Source organism: Kitasatospora sp. NRRL B-11411 (assembly GCF_000721345.1).
GTDB classification, from domain to species: domain Bacteria; phylum Actinomycetota; class Actinomycetes; order Streptomycetales; family Streptomycetaceae; genus Kitasatospora; species Kitasatospora cineracea.
In genome coordinates this window covers 1-278 of record NZ_JOGH01000338.1, presented here as the reverse complement: position 1 = coordinate 278, position 278 = coordinate 1, and the positions used below count along the sequence as shown (strand labels likewise).

The 278-nt window shown below is 65.1% G+C and carries 1 protein-coding gene; it reads left to right on the top strand.

What is annotated here, in order from left to right; all coding sequences use genetic code 11:
* On the top strand, positions 1–278 hold a 278-nt coding region (locus IH44_RS0140255), incomplete at both ends, for an extracellular solute-binding protein (RefSeq protein ID WP_030464799.1).

The following is a 278-nucleotide window of genomic DNA, read 5'->3' as shown; positions in this document are numbered from 1 at the left end:
CGTCGACAGCCTGGTGTACGCGATCGTCAACCAGAAGCTGTCCGAGGACGACCCGACCACCACCAACTGGGACCAGTCGAAGGTGATGCTGGGCACCGGGAAGGTCGGGGCGATGTACCTGGGCTCGTGGTCGGTGTCGCAGATGCGCGACGCGGCCACCAAGGCCGGGGCCGACCCGCAGGACATCGGCTACATGCCGTTCCCGTCCACCTCCGGGAAGCTGTGCAGCGTCCTGCAGCCGGACTACAAGTACGCGATCAACAAGCACTCCAAGAACC